This is a genomic window from Flavobacterium sp. (assembly GCF_044368995.1).
GTDB lineage: Bacteria > Bacteroidota > Bacteroidia > Flavobacteriales > Flavobacteriaceae > Flavobacterium.
In genome coordinates this window covers 1-3,381 of record NZ_JBIPMS010000153.1, presented here as the reverse complement: position 1 = coordinate 3,381, position 3,381 = coordinate 1, and the positions used below count along the sequence as shown (strand labels likewise).

3 protein-coding genes are annotated in these 3,381 nt (G+C 32.9%); all 3 read left to right on the top strand.

Going from position 1 to position 3,381, the window contains the following annotated elements; genetic code table 11:
- Positions 1–978, top strand: a 978-nt coding sequence (locus ACIQ2I_RS08650) for a glycoside hydrolase family 97 catalytic domain-containing protein (RefSeq protein WP_396182014.1), incomplete at its 5' end; no start/stop codon positions are given.
- A 77-nt stretch (positions 979–1,055) separates the two neighbouring features.
- Positions 1,056–2,894 carry a glycoside hydrolase family 13 protein gene (locus ACIQ2I_RS08645; RefSeq protein ID WP_396182013.1) on the top strand — a complete coding sequence of 613 codons (1,839 nt, stop codon included), beginning with the start codon at positions 1,056–1,058 and terminating at the stop codon, positions 2,892–2,894.
- A gap of 7 nt (positions 2,895–2,901) precedes the next feature.
- Positions 2,902–3,381: alpha/beta hydrolase-fold protein (locus ACIQ2I_RS08640; protein WP_396182012.1), on the top strand; the 480-nt coding region annotated here is incomplete at its 3' end.

Below are 3,381 nucleotides of genomic sequence, written 5' to 3'. Positions count from 1 at the left end.
CATGAAAAAGATTATGTTTTCGATTTTATTTCTGCGTATCCAGATTTTGATGTGAAAGGGATTCATGAATATGCTAAATCAAAAGGGATTAAAATGATTATGCATCACGAAACGTCTGGCGCTACAAGAAATTACGAACGCCATTTAGATGTAGCATATCAATTTATGAAAGACAACGGATATAACGCTGTAAAAAGTGGTTATGTAGGAAATATTTTGCCTTTAGGGGAACACCATTACAGTCAATCCATCTTAAATCATTACCAATATTGTATTGAAAAAGCAGTAGATTATGAAATTATGGTGAACGCACATGAAGCCGTACGACCAACAGGAATTTGCAGAACGTACCCAAATTTAATTGGAAACGAATCCGCTCGCGGAACAGAATTTCAAGCGTTTGGCGGATCAAAAGCAAATCACACTACTATTTTGCCATTCACAAGATTAATGGGCGGACCAATGGATTACACACCCGGAATTTTTGAAATGGATATTGCAAAATTAAATCCTGGAAATAATTCACACGTAAATACTACTATCGCTAATCAGTTGGGATTATATGTGGTCATGTATAGTCCACTACAAATGGCTGCCGATTTACCAGAAAATTATAACCGATTTTTAGATGCTTTTCAATTCATTAAAGATGTTCCAGTGGAATGGTTAACCTCAAAATATGTTGAAGCAGAACCAGGATATTATATCACAACGGCTCGTAAAGATAAAAATTCAAATAATTGGTTTGTTGGAAACGTGAACGGATTAAAAGCAAGAACGGCAACCATTTCTTTAGACTTTTTAGAAAAAGGAAAAAAATATGAGGCTATAATTTATGCAGATGCAAGCGATGCACATTACAAAACAAATCCGCAAGCGTATAAAATAACCAAACAAATAGTAACTCAAAAATCAAAAATCAAAATGACAACTGCTCCAGGTGGCGGATACGGAATTAGTATTGTTGAGGTAAAATAAATACAAAATAATAGTGTCAAGCTGAACTCGTTCCAGCTTTTCGTTTCAAATAAATTCAGAACAATAAAAACTAGATTATGAAAAAAATACTTTTCTTATTGCCTATTTTACTATTCAATTTTTCTTTTGCACAAATTGATAAGGTAGAACCACCATTTTGGTACGAGAACATGACAAACAATCAGGTTCAAATTATGTTTTATGGTAAAAATATCGCGCAAAATACCGTAACGGTTTCTAATGGTGTCGTAATTACTCAGGTTCAAAAAACGGAGAATCCAAATTACGTTTTCATATCTATCGATTTGAAAAATGTAGCATCTCAAGAGTTGGTTTTTACATTTAAAAACGGCAAAAAATCATTTAATCAATCGTATACTATCAAAAAAAGAAAAGAAAATTCACGATACAGAAAAAGTTTTGACGCATCAGATATGATGTACTTAATTATGCCAGACCGATTTGCAAATGGAAATGAAAAAAACGATTCGGATTCAAATTTACAAGAAACAGCCAACAGAAATAATCCCGGTGGTCGTCATGGTGGAGACATTCAAGGAATTATAACTAATTTAGATTATCTGCAATCGCTTGGTGTTACAGCACTTTGGAGTACACCATTGTGCGAAGATAACGACAAAGGCTATTCGTATCACACGTATGGTCAATCAGATGTGTATAAAATTGATGCACGTTATGGAACGAATGAAGACTATGTGCGCCTTTCTTCAGAAATGAAAAAGAAAAACATGAAGTTAGTTAAGGACTATGTAACCAATCATTGGGGCGCAGAACATTGGATGTTTAAAGATATGCCTACTTACGATTGGTTTCATCAATTTCCTGGTTACAAACAAAGTAACTACCGAATGACCACACAATATGATACAAATGCTTCTGTATCAGACGCAAAACTTTGTATGGATGGCTGGTTTGTACCAAGTATGCCCGATTTGAATCAATCGAATCCTTTGGTATTAAATTATTTGACTCAAAATGCGATTTGGTGGATTGAATATGCTGATTTGGATGGTTTCCGTGTTGATACGTATTCGTATAACGATAAAGCAGGCATTGCAAAATGGACCAAAGCCATTACCGATGAATATCCCTATTTTAATATCGTTGGCGAAGTTTGGATGCACGATCAAGCACAAATTTCTTATTGGCAAAAAGACAGTCCAATTGCGAAAATTCAACATTATAATTCGTACTTACCAAGTGTAATGGATTTTACATTGCACGATGTTTTTGGAAATGTTTTTAACGAAGACAATCCAAATTGGAATGATGGAATGATTAAATTTTACGAAAATTTCGTGAATGATTTTCTATACGACAACCCAAATAATTTATTAATTTTTGCAGAAAATCACGACACCAATCGTTTCAATCAAAATTATAAAAATAGCTTTGAAAAATATAAAATGGCCATGACTATTTTAGCTACCATGCGCGGTATTCCACAATTGTATTACGGTTCAGAAATTGGTATGGCAGGAGATAAAGGCAAAGGCGATGCAGATATTCGTCAGGATTTTCCTGGTGGTTGGGCTTCAGATAAAAACAATGCTTTTATGGCTTCTGGAAGAACAGCAGAACAAGCAAAATATTTCGATTTCACCGCTAAAGTTTTCAATTGGAGAAAATCTAAATCGGTAATTCACAATGGGAAATTAATGCATTATCTTCCAGATAATAACGTGTATGTTTATTTTCGTTATAACGACTCCGAAAGCGTAATGGTTGTTGTTAATAACAGTAAAGACAAACAAACGTTTAAATTAGATCGATATAAAGAAAGTTTGGCTTTGTATTCAAGTGGAAAAGACATTATTTCGGATACGAATTTCGATTTAAAATCAGAACTTTCTATTGACGGAAAATCAAGTTTAATTTTAGAATTAAAAAAATAAGATTCAAATGAGATTTTGGTTTTTAATAGCGTTTAGTTGTATGTGTTTTTCACAAGAAAATATAAAAATCAGTGATTTACAAAACCATAACGATTTTGTAGGACAAATAAAACGTATTGAAAATTTTCCATCAAAATATGTTGCTGCCAGAACGGTTGATATCTGGTTACCAAAAAACTATTCAGAAACTAAAAAGTACCAAGTACTATATATGCATGATGGACAAATGCTTTTTGATGCAAAAACCACTTGGAACAAACAAGAATGGGGTGTAGATGAAAAAATAGACTCATTAACCCAAAAAAAAGCCATTAAAGAAGTTATTGTGGTTGCTGTTTGGAACATTCCAGAAATAAGACGTCTAAATTATTTTCCACAGAAAGCATTTAATTTTTTAAATGATACAGACAAAAAATTCGTGATAGATGAAGCTAAAAAAATCAATTTAGACTTTACTCAAATTTCATCGGACAACTACTTAAAGTTT